The sequence below is a fragment of the Dehalococcoidia bacterium genome (assembly GCA_030648205.1).
Classification (GTDB): domain Bacteria; phylum Chloroflexota; class Dehalococcoidia; order JAUSIH01; family JAUSIH01; genus JAUSIH01.
Window position 1 is genome coordinate 1 of sequence record JAUSIH010000048.1, and the last position, 18174, is coordinate 18174.

18 protein-coding genes are annotated in these 18174 nt (G+C 62.7%); 6 read left to right on the top strand and 12 right to left on the bottom strand.

The features are described from left to right. Positions 1-78: 78 nt before the first annotated feature. The 3 genes from Q7T26_06355 to Q7T26_06365 all read right to left on the bottom strand — a co-directional run bounded on the left by Q7T26_06355 (position 79) and on the right by Q7T26_06365 (position 3794). The gene (locus tag Q7T26_06355) at positions 79-930 is read right to left on the bottom strand and encodes an ABC transporter permease (GenBank protein MDO8531773.1); all 852 of its coding nucleotides are present in this window, start codon (positions 928-930) and stop codon (positions 79-81) included. 61 nt (positions 931-991) lie between these two features. Then, positions 992-1942: an ABC transporter permease gene (locus Q7T26_06360; protein ID MDO8531774.1), complete on the bottom strand. Its 951-nt coding sequence runs from the start codon at positions 1940-1942 to the stop codon at positions 992-994. 91 nt (positions 1943-2033) lie between these two features. Then, positions 2034-3794 (bottom strand): ABC transporter substrate-binding protein, encoded by a 1761-nt coding sequence (locus Q7T26_06365; GenBank protein MDO8531775.1) that lies wholly within the window; start codon positions 3792-3794, stop codon positions 2034-2036. 449 nt (positions 3795-4243) lie between these two features. On the opposite strand from Q7T26_06365, the gene Q7T26_06370 reads away from it, so the two are divergent. Genes Q7T26_06370 through Q7T26_06380 form a run of 3 tightly spaced genes read left to right on the top strand, consistent with a single transcriptional unit; the run spans position 4244 to position 6731 of the window. Then, entirely contained in the window at positions 4244-5425 is a 1182-nt protein-coding gene (locus Q7T26_06370) for a CoA transferase (GenBank protein ID MDO8531776.1), read from the top strand. 21 nt (positions 5426-5446) lie between these two features. After that, positions 5447-6289, top strand: a complete 843-nt coding sequence (locus Q7T26_06375; GenBank protein MDO8531777.1) for an enoyl-CoA hydratase-related protein — start codon at positions 5447-5449, stop codon at positions 6287-6289. Between the two features lie 19 nt (positions 6290-6308). Next, positions 6309-6731, top strand: a complete 423-nt coding sequence (locus Q7T26_06380) for a hypothetical protein (protein ID MDO8531778.1) — start codon at positions 6309-6311, stop codon at positions 6729-6731. 71 nt (positions 6732-6802) lie between these two features. Here Q7T26_06380 and Q7T26_06385 read toward each other — a convergent pair whose 3' ends face one another. Next, a complete protein-coding gene (locus Q7T26_06385; protein ID MDO8531779.1) occupies positions 6803-7831 on the bottom strand; it encodes an LLM class flavin-dependent oxidoreductase in 1029 nt (342 codons plus the stop codon). Between the two features lie 422 nt (positions 7832-8253). On the opposite strand from Q7T26_06385, the gene Q7T26_06390 reads away from it, so the two are divergent. Genes Q7T26_06390 through Q7T26_06400 form a run of 3 tightly spaced genes read left to right on the top strand, consistent with a single transcriptional unit; the run spans position 8254 to position 9935 of the window. Next, positions 8254-8562 (top strand): hypothetical protein, encoded by a 309-nt coding sequence (locus Q7T26_06390; GenBank protein ID MDO8531780.1) that lies wholly within the window; start codon positions 8254-8256, stop codon positions 8560-8562. 54 nt (positions 8563-8616) lie between these two features. After that, a complete protein-coding gene (locus Q7T26_06395; protein ID MDO8531781.1) occupies positions 8617-8820 on the top strand; it encodes a hypothetical protein in 204 nt (67 codons plus the stop codon). After that, positions 8817-9935 carry a hypothetical protein gene (locus tag Q7T26_06400; protein MDO8531782.1) on the top strand — a complete coding sequence of 373 codons (1119 nt, stop codon included), beginning with the start codon at positions 8817-8819 and terminating at the stop codon, positions 9933-9935. Before Q7T26_06395 ends, Q7T26_06400 begins: the two co-directional genes overlap by 4 nt. Here the strand turns inward: Q7T26_06400 and Q7T26_06405 are convergent. From Q7T26_06405 to Q7T26_06440, 8 genes are all read right to left on the bottom strand, one after another. Then, positions 9916-10077 (bottom strand): hypothetical protein, encoded by a 162-nt coding sequence (locus Q7T26_06405; protein MDO8531783.1) that lies wholly within the window; start codon positions 10075-10077, stop codon positions 9916-9918. The genes Q7T26_06400 and Q7T26_06405 overlap by 20 nt on opposite strands. Before the next feature lie 141 nt (positions 10078-10218). After that, a complete protein-coding gene (locus Q7T26_06410) occupies positions 10219-11976 on the bottom strand; it encodes an ABC transporter substrate-binding protein (GenBank protein MDO8531784.1) in 1758 nt (585 codons plus the stop codon). 49 nt (positions 11977-12025) lie between these two features. Next, positions 12026-13117: a hypothetical protein gene (locus Q7T26_06415; protein MDO8531785.1), complete on the bottom strand. Its 1092-nt coding sequence runs from the start codon at positions 13115-13117 to the stop codon at positions 12026-12028. Positions 13118-13523: 406 nt separating this feature from the next. After that, a complete protein-coding gene (locus Q7T26_06420; GenBank protein ID MDO8531786.1) occupies positions 13524-13820 on the bottom strand; it encodes a hypothetical protein in 297 nt (98 codons plus the stop codon). Between the two features lie 415 nt (positions 13821-14235). After that, positions 14236-15321: a hypothetical protein gene (locus Q7T26_06425; GenBank protein MDO8531787.1), complete on the bottom strand. Its 1086-nt coding sequence runs from the start codon at positions 15319-15321 to the stop codon at positions 14236-14238. Positions 15322-16110: 789 nt separating this feature from the next. Then, positions 16111-16710, bottom strand: a complete 600-nt coding sequence (locus tag Q7T26_06430; protein MDO8531788.1) for a DUF3800 domain-containing protein — start codon at positions 16708-16710, stop codon at positions 16111-16113. 115 nt (positions 16711-16825) lie between these two features. Continuing rightward, on the bottom strand, positions 16826-17764 hold the full coding sequence (locus Q7T26_06435) for a DNA glycosylase (GenBank protein MDO8531789.1): 939 nt from the start codon (positions 17762-17764) through the stop codon (positions 16826-16828). Next, positions 17761-18174: helicase C-terminal domain-containing protein (locus tag Q7T26_06440; protein MDO8531790.1), on the bottom strand; the 414-nt coding region annotated here is incomplete at its 5' end. The genes Q7T26_06440 and Q7T26_06435, both read right to left, overlap by 4 nt.

Sequence of the window (18174 nt, forward strand, 5' to 3'; positions counted from 1 at the left end):
TCGGACGGCGGAGTGAATGGAACAGTCTCGGTTGGTGTCCGTTTCAGCCGGGGGTGGTCGTCGCCGTTGTGAACTTCCTTACTGACTGCCCCGCATGCGGGGATCAAGCACATCCCTCAGCGCGTCGCCCAGCATGTTGAAGCCGAACACTGCCAGGCTGATGGCGATGCCCGGGACCGTGGCAAGCCACGGCGCCTGGAACATGAACCGCCTGCCCTCCTCCGCCAGCGTCCGTCCCCATGACGGAAGGGGCGGCGGCACGCCAAAGCCGATGAAACTTACGCTGGACTCTACGAGGATAGCCCATCCCAGATAAACGCTCACCAGCACCATGGCCGGCGCCATGATGTTGGGGAGGATGTGCTGTCCGATGATGCGCAGATGGCTGGCCCCTATTGCATGGGCCGCTTCCACGTATTGAGCTTCTCGAAGGGAGAGAACAGCGCTCCGCACCACTCGCGTGTTCCGCGGCGCCATGGCCACCGCCAGCGCGACGGCCAAATTCAGCACACTCGCTCCGAGCACGGAGAGCAAGGTCAGCATCAGCAGAATCCATGGAAACGCCATGATGGCGTCGATAATCCGGTCCAACACCATATCCAGAGCTCCCCCCATATACCCGCCCAGGACACCCAGGACAAGCGCGACCAGCGTGCCCAGCAACACCGAGCCAATTCCCAGGGACAGTGATGTGCGTGCGCCGTGGGCCGTGCGCGACCATACGTCCCGCCCTAGCTGGTCGGTGCCCAACGGATGCGTGGCGCTGGGAGGCTGCAGCCGGACGTCGGTATTGTTCTCGATGGGGTCATAGGAAGTGAGCAGCGGCGCGAAGATTGCGACGAGCACAAGCATCAGGATGAACGCTCCGCCGACGGCGCCCAGCGGCTTGCGACGACAGAAGCGCCAAAGAACAGACCAAGCCCGCGCCATTGGGCTTGCCTGCCTATGTAAACCCAGAGACGCCCTCGTGGCTGCTCCAGCGCTCACGGCCTTACCGATACCTTATGCGCGGGTCTAGATAGGCGACAGCGACATCGACCAGCAAGTTAATGCCCACCACGGGGATAGCCATGAACAGGTTGACCGCCTGGATAGCTGGGTAGTCCCGCCACAGGACCGCGCTGATAATATACGACCCGATACCAGGGATGACGAAGATCTGCTCCAGGATAACGGTGCCGCTGAGCCCCAGGACAATGTTGACGCCCACAATGGTCACGACTGGAGCCATCGCGTTGCGCAGGGCGTGCCGCACAATGACCAGCCGCTCACGCAGGCCCTTCGCCCACGCGGTGCGGATGTAGTCCTGCCGCAGCACCTCCAGAAGTGTCGTGCGACTCATGCGCATGACAATGGCCGCCATGTAAACGCCGAGCAACAATGCGGGAATGGCAAGCTGACTGAGATGCTGGATAGGGTCTTCGGTGAGGTCCACGTAGTGGACCGGGGGCATCCACCCGAACCAGATAGACCCGTAGAGGATGATCAAAGTCGCCGTCCAGAAGTACGGAACGGAGAGTCCCAGAATAGCGGCGCTGCGGCTGATGTAGTCACGTGCGGTGTCCTGGCGCACGGCGGAGAGAATGCCTACAGGCAGTCCAATCAGGAGCGATATAAGGATGGAGAGACCCATCAATTCCAGCGTGACGGGAAGCCGCTGGACAACGATTTCCTGAAAGACCGGCTGCCGCGAGAACAGGGAGTTACCCAGATCGCCGCGGGTCATCTCCCCTATCCATCGTGCATACTGTTGCCAAATGGGCTGGTCCAGCCCCAGCCGGGTACGCATTTCGGTGATGTCCGCACTCGAGACGTTTGCGTCACCGAGCATAACCATGACCGCGTCGCCCGGGATCATGCGTACGGCGGAAAAGACGAGAAGCGTAACGAGAAAGATGGTGGGGACGGCGAAGATGAGGCGTCTTGCTATGTACTGGCCCATGAAGAATACTCTTGGCTGTTCTTAGCGTGTCGGGGACACACTGCGGGGAACACGACTTGGTGTTCCCCGCAGTGTGCCTAGCCCGCGTTGTCTACTTGTCCAGCCAGACGTAGGCGATTTGCCGATTGTCCAAAATCCACTGCCCGTTGTAGCCCCGGACGAACTTCTGCTTCCCCGTGTATGTGAAAGGCTCGTCCAGGAACGCCCGGTACGCCTTGTCCAATACGTAGTACTGAAGGTCCTTATAAAGCTGGATGCGTTTTGTCGTGTCCAGAGTGCGGACCCCTTCCGCCACCATGGAGTTGAGCTTGGGATCAACGAGCTTCAGATAGTTGCGAGACCCACCCGTGGCCATGAGCTGGGAGAACATCGCGTCAGGCTCGGGTTCAACGCCGGTCCCGTACCCGCGGTTGATCAGATCGAAGTTGCCGGTAAGGTCAGCCTGCAGGAACGCCGCCGGCTCAACCTGCTTGAAGGAGACCCGAATCCCTATCTTGCGGAGATCGCCTTGGGCTACCTCGAGCCCGAGGCGGCTCGATATCGGAGAGTACTCTGACACAGGGGCCTCGGCGTCGAACCCGTTGGGATAGCCCGCCTCCGTGAGAAGTCGTTTCGCCTCGGCCACGTCCTGGTCTTTAGGCTGTCGGTATCCCGGAAGCTTCCTGAGCTCGTCAGGCTGCAGCGCCCACGGCTTGAACACCGCTGGAGGCAGCGGCCCGGATATAAAGGCGGCGCCTTCGTGCGCGCCCTTGACCACCGCGTCCCGGTCAATCGCGAGGTAGGCCGCCTTGCGGACGCGCTCGTCGCTCCACGGCTTTCTGTTGATGTTGAACAGGATTTGGGAGACCCAGTTCACGGCCTCGGGGTCAAACGTCAGCGTGGGCTGGTCTTTGATCGCGGCGTAACTGCTGGGGGGGATGCGCACGGCGACATCTACCTGACCAGTCCGCAACGCAGCCATGCGCGTTATGGTATCTTCTATGACTTGAATGCGCACGCTATCCAGATAGGTATGCGTGGCATCCCAATAGGTGGCATTCCGGACCATCTCACCGGAGAACGGCTCCCTCCACGTCTTCATTGTGAAAGGGCCTGTGCCGACGCAATTGGCTCTGCTTCCCAAGTTGCCGAACTTGGCGACCGCCTCCTTGGCGACCATCTTGTTCGAGTAGTTGACGACATAGGTGAGGAGGGGTCCGAACTGCTCCGATAGTTTCATCTCCACCGTGTACTTGTCGAGCGCCTTGATGGAGATCACTTTCGCGAACAACGAGCCGCGCAGGAACTGCGGCGAGGGCGTTCGGATGCGGTCGAAGCTGTACACGACGTCGTCCGCAGTGAACTCGCGCCCGCTGACCGGAGCAATGTCCTGGAACTTGACTCCCTTGCGCAGATGGAACGTGAACGTCAGGCCATCTTTGCTGACGTCCCAGCTCTCGGCGAGGCCCGGCACGATGTCTCTCGACACTGGATCAACGGTCATCAGTGTGTCATAGCACAGGTCAAGCGCCACGTCGAGCGCGGCGTTGTTGGTGTGCGGATCGGCGTCGGGAGAGCGCGTGTAGCTGGCGTGCGTGAACATGCCGCCGCGCTTGGGGGAACCCGCCGAGGAAGCTGGAACCGCAGGTGTCTCTCGCACAACGGGTGCGGGCGTCGGAAGGGTCGCAGTCGCGGCGAGCGCGGGCGCTCTGGGCGCGGCAGTCGGCGCGGCGGCCGGAGGATTGGATGCGGATTGCGGCTGTGCCGGGGCGGGCGCGGCGGCGGGCGCCTGCGCCGGTGCACAACTCGCCAGGATGACGGACACAACGGCTATGAGAGTCACGTGCACTGCAAGCCGGTTTCGGTGGTGCATGGCCTTTTCCCCCCTTTTGGGTTTTTTGCTAAGGGCCTCTTCCAAAGCAATCATCCAAGAAGCCGGATGCGTGGTTTTCCGCGGATGGCGCATTATGGCGCATTATGGTACTCCTTTGCGGCCCTTGTCAACTGAGTATGTAAATCATTGGTCACCATTGTCAGTCTTGTCACATAATGCAATCGGTCGAGTCAATTATTGCGGAGGCTCTGCGCCCGACAAATGTGCAGGTGAGTTGACCAGGGATGCCCAAGCGCATTAAGATGTGCTCGCTGAATTTACGCCAGTTTTTGGGCACTGCTGGCACCGTACTGATCTGCAGGGCGAGTATGTTCCGTTCATTGGCTTCGGACGGCCGCGGTGGTCTCCGACGCGGAGACAAAGCCGTTCCCGCGCAGGAGCAGAGATCCAGCCCCGGGGCATATTGACATCCCGATAGGAGCATAGGCATGGGCATGGTATTGGAAGGCATCAAGGTCATTGACATGTCTCAGTACTTCGCCGGGCCGGGCACGGCCATGTACCTGGCGGACCTGGGCGCTGATGTCATCAAGGTGGAGCCCCTCGCGGGCGACTCCTGCCGGACGCTGCACACGACCCCGCGTCTCGGCCCGCTGAGCAAACCGTTCCTGGTACTGAACCGCAACAAGCGGAGCATCGCGCTGGACCTCCGCAAGCCGAAAGCCCGAGAGGTAGTCTACCGCCTTCTGGACAAAGCGGACGTCTTCATCCACAACTTCGTCGTCGGCGACGACGTGAAGTTCGACATGGACTATCCCACGCTCTCGAAGCGGAATCCGCGACTGGTGTACGCCCACATTACCGCCTACGGCACCATCGGCCCGTACGCCAAGATGCCCGGCTATGACATCGCAATCCAGGCGCGCATGGGCATCACGGGCGCGCGCCGCATGCCCGACGGCACGCCCGTCAGTTCCCCGGTGCTGGTCGCCGACATGTCCGCCCCCATGCTGCTCTCCTTCGGCATCACGGCCGCGCTGCTCGACCGCCACCGCACCGGCAAGGGTCGCCTCGTCGAGACGTCGCTGCTCGACCTGATTGTGGCAATGCAGGGCTACACGCTCGTCAAGGTGGAAGGCGACGACCCGACGCTGCCCGGCTCGCAGTCCAACGTCCAGTACAGCCCCTATCGCTGCGCCGACGACAAGTGGCTCGTCGTCGCTTTCATCACCGATCAGAAGTGGACACAGCTCTGCGAGGTGATGGACCTGGCGCACCTGGCCACCGACCCGGCGTACGACAACTACATGAAGCGATTGGCCGCCAGCGCAGAGATCGGCGCAGTGCTCCAAGAGATCTTCGCCACGAAGTCGCGGGATGAGTGGATCAAGCTGCTGGAGGCGGCGGAGGTTCCCTGCTGTCCCGTGAACGACCGCGAGGACGTCTTCGACGACCCCCAGGTGCGCGCCACCGAGGCCATCATCTCCTACGACCACCCCATAGCAGGTCGAGTCTGGTTCATGAACACTCCCCTGCAGATATCCGGCCAGGAGCGGCGCGTCCGCCTTCCCGCGCCGCTCGTCGGCGAGCATACCGACGCCATTCTGAAGGAGACGGGCTACGCGGCGACCGAGATTGCGGCGCTGCACAAAGAAAAAGTCATCGCATAACAAGGCCTGAGGGAAGAAGCTATGGCAGAGACGCCGACGCAGTGGAAGGTTGTACCGGACTTTCCGACCAAGGAGGTCCTGTACGAGAAGCGGCGCTATGAGAACGGGAGCGTGGCGCGCATCACGTTCAACCGCCCGGAGCGCTTGAACGCGGTGACGCGCACCGGCATGGAGGAGGTCTGTGCCGCCTTGTACGACTGCAGCACCGACGAGGACGTCGGCGTGGTCGTGCTCACCGGTTCCGGCGAGAAGGCCTTCTGCGCGGGTGGCGATGTGGAATGGGAAGCCGCGGGCGGCCTCAAAAAGCACCTCAGCGCGCCCGCCAGCATCAACGGCGCGCTGCTCGACTGCTCGAAGCCAAGCATCGCGGCGGTGAAGGGCTATGCCATCGGCGCGGGCAACCACTGGGCATACTACTGCGACCTGACTGTCGCGGCGGACAACGCGGTCTTCGGCCAGAACGGGCCGCGCATCGGGTCGCCCGCCGACGGCCTCCTGTCGTCATACCTGACCCGCGTCGTCGGGGCCAAGAAGGCCAAGGAGATATGGTTCCTTTGCCACCAGTACACGGCGCAGGAGGCGCTGGCGATGGGCCTGGTGAACAAGGTCGTGCCCGTCGCGCAGCTTGACGCGGAGGTCGAGAAGTGGTGCCTTGAAATCCTTGACATGAGCCCCAGCATCCTCAAGATGCTCAAGGCCAGCTTCAGCCACGACATTGAGTACATGCGCGGGACGCAGGGACGGTTCCAGCGGCTGATCGCTCCCCAGTGGTTCGAGAGCGAGGAGATCAAAGAGGCCCAGAAGTCATGGTTCGAGAAGCGCAAGCCGCGTTTCGGCCAGTTCCGTCAGCGGCGACAAAGCTAAGGCGGGAGTGAGGAAAGCCATGGACATCCTTTTCGTCTGCAAGAGCGCCTCCGGCAGCTCGGTCCTCACCGCCCTGGTGCTGGCGGCCCAGGCGCGGGACGACGGCAAGAACGTGGGCGTGCTGTTCACCGAAGCCGCCCTGGCCGCGGTCTGCGGGCGCGGCTTCGATTGGCCCCCGCTTCTGCGGGGACGGCAGGAGCAGATGACTATCGCGCGCAACGCCAAAGAGGCCGCGATTCCCGTCGTGAGCGCACTCGACGGACGCCAGACGGACATCATGGCGCTTGTCCGCGCCACGGGCGCCAGGGGCGTGCGCCTGCTGGCGTGTCCCCTCTGGTCAAAGCTCCTCGCCCCGCTGGAGATTCCGCCGGAGCTTGGCCCCCTGTCCCAGGACGCGCTGCAGAAGCTCATTGGACAGGGGAAAGTGGTGTCAGCGTTCTAAGCAGTCAGGCCGGAAGAGGCCGCGCCGCACACGCGCCGACCTCCGTGGAGCGCTCGTGAGCCAGGCGCGTTTCAGCTTCCGAGGAGATCAAAGAGGGCGTCTCGATAAGCGCGGCGCTTCTCCTCCGAGATGAAATAGCCGGGTTCGCTCACCATCACGTGGTCCGCCATGTCGTCGTAGCGCCGTATCTGCTGCCGCACGTCGTCCGGGGTGCCCGCCGCCGTGAAAACGTCCACCATCTCCTCGGTCACGCAATCGGTCACCGAGGAGCCGAAGCCGCCGTTCTTGCGAAACGCATCCTGCACCCGCCGCGCTTCTTCCTGAAAACCGTGATAGGCCATGTACGGCTCGTAGGTGCGCACCGAGGCGTAGAACGCAACCACCCCCGCGGCGTCGCGGCGGGCCTCTTGTCTGTCGCGGGAGATGGCGACGGTCAGGGACGGGAGAACGTGAAAACGCGACGGGTCCCGCCCCGACCGCGCCAGACCGATGCGCACGTTGGGCTGGATGACCTCTCGACACCATTTGGGGGTGAGCAGGGCATGGCCGATAAGGCCGTCACCCACCTCTCCCGCGGCTCGGCACATGCCCTCTCCGACGGCCGCCACGTAGATGGGAATCGTGGGGCGCACGGGCTTCACGGGCCTCTGGTAGCCCACTATATCAATGTCGTAGTATTGGCCCTTGAAGCGCATGGGTTGACCGGCGTGAGCCTTCTCGATGATCATGCGCACCACTTGCACGCATTCCTTGAGATGCGGCGCGGGTCGTCCGTAGTTTTGGACACCATGCCATCGCTCATTCAATCGCTGGACTCCTGTCCCCAGTCCCAGCACGAAACGCCCGTCAGTGACTGCGTCCATGTCCAGGGCGCTCAAAGCGGTCTCCAGCGGACTGCGCACAAATGCCAGGGCTATGCCAGCCCCTAAGCGGACGCGGCGCACATGGGTGGCCACCGCCGCCAGCGGGATAAACGGCGTCGAATGGAGCTCCTGCGACCAGAGCGTGTCAAGTCCCAAAGACTCGGCGCGCTTTGCCACGGGCAGCAAATCCGGCCCCGCGCCTTCATGAAGGTGGTAGGAGAATTTCCCGTGTTTCATCCTGTGCCTCCTAAAAATAACGGAGCCGCCGTTTCCATTGCTCTGGCTCGTCTCGTGACGTCATATGATACAACGTCGCCAATCATGACCCATCCACGCATGAAGGAACTCGGCAATGGCGGCCACAACGTGCGAAGGAAGGGATCTCGAACCTTCCGGCTACAAGGGCGAGTTCAGCGAAGCGCACAGGTTCTTCCACCCGCGACATGACTGCCTGGCCTGCGCGGCTGGACTTTGGCCCGCCGCGCGACTCTGCTCGATGGCAAGTGCGGGTGACACCCGCAGCGAAACGAACGTCGGCCCAGGCGTGCGCAGGAGGTCGTTCATCGCCAGGGCCAACGACAAGCTGGCCGCTTGCCTGGCGCGCAAGTTTTCTGTAGTATACTTGCGCATTACATCCTGCCAAGCAACGCGAGAGACGAATGAGCAACACTTCGACGGCCATCGCAACCCAGGTACTGGACCCCGGCCCCGCCGAGTCAAAGCAGGCAGACCAGCGCCCCGCGCCGCGCGTGGCCTCCCTGTCTGGCAAGCGCATTGCCTGGGTGGGCAACCATAAGCAGAATGCGGATGTGGTGCTGGGCACGCTCGCGCGGGGCGTGCAGGATGCAACTCACGCCCTTGAGGTTGTCGCGCACGAGAAACGCGGCCCGAACGTGCCCACCGATCCCGCTGTGCTCGACCGCCTGGCGCGCGAGTGCGACGCCGTGATCATCGGGCTTGCGGACTGAGGCTCGTGCACGGCGTGGAGTGTCCACGACAGCGTTGAGTTTGAGCGACGTGGCGTGCCTACCGTGGTCGTAACGTCCACCGCGTTCTCCAGCGCGGCCCGCGGCGTGGCGAGCTCGCTGAGGATGCCCGACATCTCGTTCATCGTCCTGCCTCACCCCATCGGCGGCCTCACGCGCGAGGCGGCTCACGCCCTGGCCGAGAAGGCGTCCGGCGAGGCCCTCAGGGCGCTGACTCTCGCGCCACAGACATGCCCATGACCGTCGGTAAGCCGGTACTGACCTCTCGCCGTCACGCCGCCAGCGCCGACTCCGAAGAGGTGCAGGCGCTGTTCGAGCGCATGGGCTACAACGACGGCCTGCCCATCGTGTCGCCCACGGAGGAGCGCGTGCTGCGGATGCTGGGCGGCGCCGATTGGGACCCCGCGCGGGAGATCGGCAGCATTGCGCCGCGTCAGGGCCTGGCGACTGTCGAGAAGGTGGCGGTGAACGCCGTCATGGCGGGCTGCTTACCCGAGCAAATGCCCATCCTGCTCGCCGGCGTGCGCGCCATCGCCGAGCCGGGGCTAAACCTCTTCGCGGCGGAGTCCAGCACCGGCCCCTACGCGACGCTGATGGTGGTGAATGGGCCTGTCCGTCACGCCGCGCGCATCAACTGCGGCTCGAACGCCCTGGGGGTAGGCGCGCGGGCGAACGCGGCCATCGGGCGGGCGCTGCGCCTGGTCATCATCAACGTGGGCGGCAGCGTCTCCGGCAAGACGAACATGGGGACCCTGGGACAGTCGGCCATGTTCACCTGCTGCGTCGGCGAAAACGAGGAGGCGAGCCCCTGGGAGCCGCTGCACGTGGAGCGCGGCCACACGCAAGACGTCAGCACCGTGACGTGCATCAACCTGCGCGGCATGTACGACACGTTTTCTTCCAGCCGCGACGCAAGGGAGATCGCGCGGGTGATAGCGGGCGGAATGACGCCGCTGGGCAGCGGGAACGTCTACTACGGCGGCGAGCCGGGCGTGCTCATCTGCCCGGAGCGGGCGAAGACGCTGGCAGCGGGCGGCTACATCAAGCTATCGCTGAAGCAAGAGCTGTTCGAGCGGGCGCGCGTGCCCTTCGGCCTCATACCAAAGCCTGAGCAGGAGCTGTTGCTGGGTCTCCGCGGCGACATGTTCCCCGAATGGAAACCTGACACGATGGTGCCGGTGGCGCGCAGGCCTGAGGACATCTTCCTGGTCGTCACTGGTGGAGTGGGCGCCCACTCCATGCACCTGATGACGCAAGGCGAGTCCAGCAAGTCCCAGACGGTGGTCATTACCCGCGAGGACGGCACACCGCTGCGGATACCCGCCGTCAGCCAGCCTACTCCACCTCCGGCATGACCTTCTCCGCCCATGTGCAGGCGAAGCCGAGGGTGGAGATCATCAGCGGGCTGACCAAGTCGCCGCCGCAACCAGCGAGGCAGGCTGACGCGTGTCCAAAACATTGGCCGAGCGTATCGGCGTTGGTACACTCGGTTTGCATTTAACGTCCCTGTTCTGTCATTCTGAGCAAAGCAACGAATCTACCTTTGTTGCAAGCAAGCCTAGACCCTTCGCTACGCTCAGGGCGACACGATGCTGGACACGCTGGAGCGCATCGCGGCGGCGCTGGGCAGCCTTGAGCCTAGCGCGACATCCAAACGTTGGGCAAGACGTTCGCGTCCACGCCCCTGTCGAACTCGGGCCAGTTCTTCACGTCGTTCCAAGCCATGAGGTACCCGTGGAAGAACCCGAGGTGTATCCCGGGCATGACGTCAATCAGCCGCTGCTCCATTTTGCGCACGAGCTTGCTGCGCTCCGAGGGGTCCGTGAGCCTCCCCTGCTCGTCATAGGCCTTCACGAACTCCGCGTCGTCGAAGTACGAGTAATTCAATCCACTGGTCGGGAGAAACCAAAGCGACGCATTGTCGGCGGGGTCGGGGCGCAAGTTGGTAGTGCCTTGCAGTTGCCCCATCTGAAAATCGCCTCGACCGAACTTCGCGAAGACAGTGGCATCCTCCAAGACGTCAACATTAGCCTGGATGCCTATTTTGTTGAGCTCGTTCGCCATGAACACCGCCTGGTTTTTGAAGTCACTCAGGGGCCGGCTGGTGAGCGTCGCCTTGAACCCGTTGGGATAACCAGCCTCGGCCATCAGGCGTTTGGCTTCAGCCTGGTCCAGTTGCTTCAGGGCGGTATCTTCCCTGAAACCAGGGAGCTTCATAAGCTCGTCAAATGGGATACCGGAGGGCTTACTGTACGTAAACCAGAAGCCAGGCCGACCCGCGCCCTCGAACAACACGGTCCGAGCCTGAGCGCGGTCAGTCGCCAGATGGATGGCACGCCGGACGCGAATATCGCTGAATGGTTGTGTCTTCAGGTTGAAAATCATGTACGGTGAACCCTGGACGATGGTGGGCCAAAGCCGGACGGGCAGCTTGTCCTGCTCGACGGTCGTCTTTTCGGTCGGGGTCAGTTGTGAGAAACGCGTGCTCGCGACACGGACGCGCCCCGTGCGGAGGGCGGCGAAGCGAGTGGCGCGGTCCGCGACGATGTGCCACGTCAATCCGTCGAGATAGGGCTTGCCTTCTTGCCAGTAAGAGGCATTTCGAACAAACTGGAGACTGACACTCGGAGTGTAGGACTGAAGCTTAAAAGGTCCCGTTCCCACGTGCTGGCGCCGTGGATCACCGCCCCCCTCGATCCACTTCTTGGAGTAGATAGGGATGTAAGTAAGCGAGTCGAGGAAGGAGGCACTCGGCTCGTTGAGGACGAGTTGCAAGGTTGTACCGTCGAGGACTTTCGCTTCCTTGATGGGCTTGAGCTGCGCCATCCAGACACTCTTGACTCCCTGGGGCGGACGGGCGTAGCGCTCGAACGTGAACTTGACATCGTCCGCGCTAAATGGCGAGCCGTCTTGCCATTTGATTCCCGACTGGAATTTGAAGGTGATGACCGTTCCATCTTTGCTGACGTCCCAACTGTTCGCCAGGTGACCTTCGATGGGTATGTCCGATTTCCACGCATTGCGGCGGACTATGGACTCAACGGTCGCCCTGCCGGGCTCCCAAACGTTGACTGTGTTTTCCCCGTTGAAGTCGAGAGAGGGAATATCGGCACTCAGAGTCAGGGCCAGCGTGCCGCCATATGCTGGCTTTTCGGGAGCGGGCTGTGTTGGCGGGGGTGTCGGTTCCGCTGGCCTGGCGCTTGCTTGCGTCGGAGGCGTCGGCCTGGGAGCCGCGGATGTCGGAGCCGGAGAAACAGGGGATGCCTGCGCAGCTGGTACAGCAGGCGTACTGGTGGGCCTACTGTTTGAGACGGGTGCGGGACTGCAGGCACCGATGCTTAGAGCTACTACGCTCAGGATGGCGAACACTTTCAAGAGCCAGCGGGTGTTCTTCATGAAGCCTCCTTCTGCACCAGGGCGTCTCGCCGCGAGGTTGTCCGACCGCTCACCTCTGCACGAACTCGTGAACAGACTTCACGGGAACGCCGTCACGACGGGCGATGGGCACGGTCTGAGAGATGCTCATGCCGCCCAATGTCGGGATGTGCGTCGAGTGGTCTCCGGGGCCGCCAGTGACGATGATCAGCACGTGTTGCGGGCTGTCCGCGTAGGGCACCATCGTCTCGGACGTGTGGTTGGGAAACTCCTTTGCACGCCAGCTCATAGAGAACCTCTGCTCTGTCTCCGGACTGCGTCCGAGCTGTACCTTCGAGTTCTCATACATATGGCGCTGCACGTCCGCCTTGGAGAAGCCGGCGTTCGCCAGCATGTTCGCCCATTCCGGGCACAGCAGCAGAATGGGCTCTCCCCCGTAGAAGACGTTCGCGTTTCCCAGGGGCTGTATGCTGCCCGCCAGCACGCTCAGGATACGCCCAATCTTGTTGCTGAAACAGATGATGTCATAGGACCCCCGCGTGCTGACCGCAGTCACCGTGCTGACGTTGCGGTCGAAGCCCCTGTCTACGTGCAACGGCGTCCACGGGTTGCGTTCTTCGTTCTCTCCGATGCAGCACGAGAACTTCGCCGCCTGCCCATGCGTCGACATGCACGTCACGCCGGGGAAGCTCCCGCCGACGTTCATGATGACCAGTCGCAACGCGCGCCCTATTGTCGCGTTCGCCCGGTAGCCGGGACCGAGGAGGCCAGAGCTGCAGTTGATGTCCAGCTCCTTGCGAATAGGCCCGTTGACGATGAACATCTGGCCGTGCGCCCCAGTGCTCGTCTCGGACGAGTAAAGATTGAACGCGGGCGCGGACACGGCGCGCACACCCGCCACGATGACGGGGAAGTACTCGGGCTTGCATCCCGCCATGACGGCGTTAATGGCGACCTTCTCGACCGTCGCCGGACCCCAGCGCGGCGCCACGAGTCCGATAAGCTCTTCAGGCGCCAGGTCCGTGTAGCGAAGCATGGCGAGCACCCGCTCTTCGGTGGGCGGCACAACGGGCAACCCATCAGCAAGCCGATGTTCTACGAAATAGTCCTGAAGGCCGTCCCAGTCTGCTGGAGCGTCCATGCGTCGAGCGGTCAGCGGCATATCTCGTGCTACTCCTTGTCAATTCAATTGATCGCGGAGTGGAACGCTTAGTGAGTTACCCTAAGTCGCACATTTCGCCCTCGCATTTGGCCGGAGGGCTTTTCGTCGCGGAAGACGAGCTTGCAGCGCTCCTCTTGGTCTGAACCGGCTGCGATAGGAGTGGAGCCTGGGCGGCGAGTGAGGCAGCAGCGGCTTGCGCATATCCCTCCGCGACCTTGCGGGCCGCCTCTGGGGTCAGAGCATTGAGCGGGTGGGGTAGCTCAACGATGCGGAGATCAGGCATTCCCAACGTGGCGGCTTCTTCCCTGGCAGGACCCATGAAGACTGAGGAGCAGAGAATTACACCGGCGATGCCTCTCTTTTCGAGCTCAATGCAGTCGTGGATACTCCACGCGGTGCAAGCGCCTCAGTCACCCAGCCCCGTGACGACAGCATCGTATGTCGTTGCGATTTGGTCGAGGATGGGGCCCTCCGCCGGTGTCGCGGGGCCTCGTTTCGCGATGAGGTCCACTCTTGCGGCGCCGTATTGCGCGACAAGTATCTCGCCGACTCTTCCAAGAATCACGTTAGCGTTCGGCTTGATGTTGTCCAATAACGCCACGGCTTTCCCCTTCAGCGACGGTAACCGTGGGGCTACAGGGTGGGCCGCCGGACGCAGTTCAGCTCGGGGGTCCAACACCTCAAGCCTGGTTGCTTGCTTCATTTGCGCATCCCTCCTTCTGTGGGCAAAAAGCCTGTCAGGGCATAAGTTGACCCGCAACATCGACCACGCGTTGGCATTGAACCACTAGTGCGATGCACGCAATACGTCGCCAAAGCTACCGCGATAAGGTATACCACCGCACTAATAAAAAGTCAAGGCCTAAACCGTGCGCAAATAGCAAACAAAACGAATCTTTTAGGTCAATGTCCCTTATAACGCCGCCGACGGGACGCCGCGGCGGGTACCCGCCGTCAGCCAGCCTACTCCACCTTCGGCATGACCTTCTCCGCCCATGTGCAGACGAAGCCGAGGATGGAGATCATCAGCAGGCTGACCAAGTCGCCGGCCCAGGCGAAGCTCCGGGGTAATGGTTCCTAGGGGCGAGGCCTGGACAGGGGGCCGCGCAAGACGGCCGCTACGCCCCTCCGTGTCGCTTCGGCAACTCTAAAGGTCGCGCGACGGCCAGCCCGCCCATCAGTCCCCAGCCGGGGCACCACGCGCTGAACCAGTGCGCGCGCACGCCGCCCGCCACGGCCAGGAAGATATCGGACGGGTCGGACACGATGGGCACGAGCGTCTCGTCGCTCGTCTGGTCCACCCACTTCGGCCAGCCCGCGTTGCCGCCCTTCGCGGGGTCGAACGTGTAGAACCCGCGCTTCAGGTCGCCCAGGCGGCGGCGCGCCGTGTCGAACAGATACTTCTGGATGTCGCTCTTGCTCCACCCCTCGCCGGTCAACTTCTTCGCCACCGGCGGCGCCATGACCATCATGCCCTGTCCGCCCGTCATGTACTGGATGTTGTTGCCGCTCATCCTGCTGACGCCGTCCGCCCAGATGTTCAGCGTGTGCCGCGCGTCCGGCAGCGCCAGCATGGCCTGCGGGCCGTCCACGCCGATGACAACGACGCCGCTTTCGGAGGCCAGACCGAAGTCCTTATGCAGCGGCGGCCACGGATTTTCGTCCAGGTTCTCCGCGATGCAGAAGCCGTACCGCCCGGGATGGCCCAGCGGCGCCGTCGCGTTCACGCCTGGGTACGAGCCGCCGATGTTCCACAGGATGAGCCTGATGGCGCGGCCTATCGTCGCGTTGGGCCGGCCCGCGCCGAATACGGCGTCGCCCGTGTTGAAACCGAGCGCCTTGACGATGGGGCCGGAGACGACGACCAGAGGCTCGCAGGGGTGCAGCGTGGTCTCCACGCCATACAGATTGAACTTCTCTTCCAGCATCGCGTCGAGCGCCGCGAGGACAATGGGGAAGTATTCCGGCCTGCACCCGCCCATCACGCACTGGATGGCCAGCTTCTCAATGGTCGCCTCGCCGTTCTGCGGCGGCACGACGCCGACGACCTCCTCCGGCTTGCGCCCCACGCAGGCGATCATCGCCTCCACGCGCTCCGGCGTCGGCGGGCAGACGGGCATGCCGTCCGTCCAGTTCTTCTCATAGGCCATCTCGATGAACTCCCAGGGGTCGGAGGCCTCGTATCTGCGGGAGGACAGCGGCATGGGCGGACTCCTTGGCGAGGATGGCCCATTCTAGGTAGCGGCGAAGGCGAGTGTCAAGGAAGACCGTAGAGTTTGACGGAGCGCGTCATTCTTGATACGCTCCGCCTGAGTTCAGCATCTGCATCCTGTCATTCTGAACGAAGTGAAGAATCTACATCTGTTGCTGACAGACCTAAACCCTTCGCTGCGCTCAGGGTGACATGACGCCAATGGGCTGGAGCGCGGCGCGGGGGACGACGGTGGCGGAGATTGCAATGGCTTCAATTAGCACTAGAAAAGGAGTTGGCACATGAACAAAAACTTTGTCAAGTATATTATTGCGAACAACAGGCTTCCCTATGAGTGAGCAGTTATTTGCCAATAAGCCAGTTATACCTCGGTGCGGGTGTGGTTCGACAGCCATCATCGGCTCGGACCTACCCGATTTCGCCCTTGTTCGCCTGAATGAAAAGGAGCAGGTCATCTCTGGGATGCTGCCGATCAAAGTCGGAATGTGCCAAGACTGCGGGGCAATCACGCTATTCGCTTCCTGGGTGGTTCTGTCCCACCCATGAACCTGCTGAACCATCGCCAGCGGTCTTGAAACTCGGTGATGGCGGTTGGCACCCCGTCATGGCTTTGAATACGGAGCGGCGGGGGCAACTCGACCACTCTCTGTTCGCCGCTAAAGTTGCGGGCAACTAGCCTGAGCATGTTGGAATCCAAGTAAGTCCACGTTCTAGGCGGGATTGCCAATTTTTCAGTCGTGAAGTCGCGCGGATATGGGTCAATGCCCCATTGAAAAGCGGTTCATCGACGCACTTCATAGGCCAGTACATCAGCAGCCTGGAGAGGCACGTAGTGTGCTTTTAGCCCGAAACTGAGAGATTCTACTCGCAAGGCCTTTAGAAGTCCCGGATTCACCTTGACTCGGTCATAAGCCTTTTGAACGGCGGCCTTGCGACGGGGCGCATCTTCAAACACATACTTGATGGCTCCCTGCATTTGGGTGAAACCCATTATTCTGGCAAGTTGAAGCAAGACCCAAGTAGCGCCCAAGCCGTATGGCCCGCCAGACCTAACAGCAGCCTTAGAGTCGAACGCGGCATCGTAATCCGTCCGAAGCATGCTGACACCAACGCTTCCAATCACATGCTTGTTGATAGTAGAGAGCAGAGGACCAAGTAGAGCACGTCTTTTTGCTTCATCCTCCCAACCCTCACGGAAGTCATCTTTCTTGGCTACGAAGTCTGTCATGTGAAACTTCGTTAAGCCAAAGCAGGAAAGAATCCTTCTCCACTCAGGGTCAAAGGCCGACCATAAGGATTGTGTGGAGAGGTAACCCGCGACGGTTACGGTTTTGGAATCGTTATGAGTCCCGCTCTCGTCAAAATATGCGCTCAACACCATGACAAACCTCTGCCCAGGCAGAACGGATAAAGGGAACGCCAGCCACACCGACTCCCGAACGTAGCTATTGTGTTCCGGCGCATCTTCTGAGTCAAGTATATTATTGCCAATCGTCTCAGCTACCCCCCATCCGCCTCCCATGGAACAGGTACTGTTGCGCGTAGCCCGCGTACCCGCCGAAGTACTCCCGCGCCCACGCGCCCATCGCGTCGTACGGCACGCTCGCGCGGCCCGCGTACGCCGTGAAGTGCCCGCCGTAGTACTGCATCGTCTCGCGGTAGATGTGCAGGTCCACCGGGTACGCCTCCATCTTGCCCGCCGAGAACGCCAGCACGCAGTCCGCCACCTTCGGCCCGACGCCCGGCAGCGCCTCCAGCGCCTTCCGCGCCTCCGCGTACGGCGCCTCCCGCAGCAACGCCAGGTCCAGCTCGTCCGCGTTGGCTATCTCGACAATCCGCGCCAAGTAGCGCGAGCGAAACCCGCCGCCCAGGTCGCGGAAGTCCTGCTCCGTCGCGCGCTCCATCCGCTCCGGCGTGGGAAACGCCGGTCGCGACTCGTCGCCAAGTCGCGCCGCCCCGCCGAACCGCGCGGCGATACGCTCCACGGTGAGCCGGATGCGCGGGATGTTGGACGCGGGCGAGCACACGAACGTCAGCAGGCACTCCCACGGGTCCTGGTCAACGAGGCGCATACCCCGGAACCGTGCGATGGCGCGGCGCATGTGGTCGTCCACGGCGATGCGCTCGTAGATGGCCTCCAGGTCGTCGTCCAGGCGCAGATAGGAGCGTACGGCCTGCGCCGCGCCCTCCTCGTCGCCGCGGACGCACCGGACGCGCAGCACTCCCCGCGCCTGACGCACATGCAACAGCCGCTCCCCGACAAGCCCGCACCACCACCCATCGTCCTCGCGTCGCCAGCGGAACGCCTGCCCTGACTCAAGGGTGTGCTCCAGGGACAGCGGGCCATCCGCGCGCAGGTCGAAGGTCGCCACGCGCCGCTCGCCCCGTCCTTCCGCGGAAGGACGCCCCGCGGCCCGACGAGTCGCGGCGGTCAACCCTTGCCGCCCTCAAGCCAGCTTGTAGCCGCGTCCGGAACGTCGCGCAGAGGGCCGGTCCTGACCGTGCAGGGCGGCAGCGACTGGAGGAAGGCGGCGCCGTAGCCGCGCCTCACACGCGCGTCCAACACCACGGCCACGCCCCTGTCCGTGCGCTTGCGGATGAGCCGACCAAAGCCCTGCTTGAACCGCAGGATGGCCTGGGGCACGGCGTACTCGCTAAACGGGTCGTCGAAGAGTTGGGAGCGCGCCGCGAAGACCGGGTCCGTGGGCACGGCGAAGGGCAGGCGCGTGATGACCAGCACCTTCAGCGTCTCGCCGCCGATGTCCACGCCCTCCCAGAAGCTCGCCGTACCCAGGAGCACCATGCGCGGGTTGGCCTTGAAGGCGGCCAGCAGGTGCTTCGGGGA

Bases quoted from the DNA above. Each gene is read 5' to 3' on its own strand.
- Q7T26_06415 (MDO8531785.1), bottom strand. From the start codon at position 13,117: ATGCCGCTGACCGCTCGACGCATGGACGCTCCAGCAGACTGGGACGGC.
- Q7T26_06390 (MDO8531780.1), top strand. From the start codon at position 8,254: ATGAGCAACACTTCGACGGCCATCGCAACCCAGGTACTGGACCCCGGC.
- Q7T26_06425 (MDO8531787.1), bottom strand. From the start codon at position 15,321: ATGCCGCTGTCCTCCCGCAGATACGAGGCCTCCGACCCCTGGGAGTTC.
- Q7T26_06420 (MDO8531786.1), bottom strand. From the start codon at position 13,820: ATGAAGCAAGCAACCAGGCTTGAGGTGTTGGACCCCCGAGCTGAACTG.
- Q7T26_06430 (MDO8531788.1), bottom strand. From the start codon at position 16,710: ATGGTGTTGAGCGCATATTTTGACGAGAGCGGGACTCATAACGATTCC.
- Q7T26_06370 (MDO8531776.1), top strand. From the start codon at position 4,244: ATGGGCATGGTATTGGAAGGCATCAAGGTCATTGACATGTCTCAGTAC.
- Q7T26_06380 (MDO8531778.1), top strand. From the start codon at position 6,309: ATGGACATCCTTTTCGTCTGCAAGAGCGCCTCCGGCAGCTCGGTCCTC.
- Q7T26_06355 (MDO8531773.1), bottom strand. From the start codon at position 930: ATGGCGCGGGCTTGGTCTGTTCTTTGGCGCTTCTGTCGTCGCAAGCCG.
- Q7T26_06405 (MDO8531783.1), bottom strand. From the start codon at position 10,077: ATGCAAACCGAGTGTACCAACGCCGATACGCTCGGCCAATGTTTTGGA.
- Q7T26_06385 (MDO8531779.1), bottom strand. From the start codon at position 7,831: ATGAAACACGGGAAATTCTCCTACCACCTTCATGAAGGCGCGGGGCCG.
- Q7T26_06360 (MDO8531774.1), bottom strand. From the start codon at position 1,942: ATGGGCCAGTACATAGCAAGACGCCTCATCTTCGCCGTCCCCACCATC.
- Q7T26_06375 (MDO8531777.1), top strand. From the start codon at position 5,447: ATGGCAGAGACGCCGACGCAGTGGAAGGTTGTACCGGACTTTCCGACC.
- Q7T26_06365 (MDO8531775.1), bottom strand. From the start codon at position 3,794: ATGCACCACCGAAACCGGCTTGCAGTGCACGTGACTCTCATAGCCGTT.
- Q7T26_06400 (MDO8531782.1), top strand. From the start codon at position 8,817: ATGACCGTCGGTAAGCCGGTACTGACCTCTCGCCGTCACGCCGCCAGC.
- Q7T26_06410 (MDO8531784.1), bottom strand. From the start codon at position 11,976: ATGAAGAACACCCGCTGGCTCTTGAAAGTGTTCGCCATCCTGAGCGTA.